1 protein-coding gene is annotated in these 398 nt (G+C 49.0%); it reads left to right on the top strand.

Annotation, left to right across the window (positions count from 1 at the left end):
* A partial coding sequence (locus ACNFOC_RS55725) for a methylmalonyl-CoA mutase family protein (protein WP_416966489.1) occupies positions 1–341 on the top strand: 341 nt, incomplete at its 5' end.
* Between the last annotated feature and the right edge of the window lie 57 nt (positions 342–398).

The raw sequence follows: 398 nt of genomic DNA, 5'->3' as shown, positions 1-398 counted from the left end.
GGATTGAGTACATCAAAGCAGCAATCTCCGCCGGGCTGAAAATTGATGACTTCGCCCCTCGCCTGTCGTTTTTCTTCGGCATTGGCATGGATCTGTTTATGAACGTCGCCATGTTGCGTGCGGCACGTTATTTATGGAGCGAAGCGGTCAGTGGATTTGGCGCACAGGATCCGTATAACAACGTTATCCGCACCACCATTGATCATTGTGCACATCCCATGTATCGGGATTATCTGCATCGATATCTGGAAAATGCGTCCGGCGGACATATTCACCACGATCTTAGCCACGTCTTCGACTTACACCGTAATTTAATTGCAACCGGATCGATGCTGGGTTAATGGTTTGTCCCGTCACGATCTTCAGCAATATGCTGAAGCATCGTGGCGGTATAACGA

This window comes from Streptomyces colwelliae, assembly GCF_048158785.1.
Classification (GTDB): Bacteria; Actinomycetota; Actinomycetes; order Streptomycetales; family Streptomycetaceae; genus Streptomyces.
The sequence above is the reverse complement of the archived record's forward strand: the minus strand, read 5'-3'. Positions and strand labels throughout refer to the sequence as shown.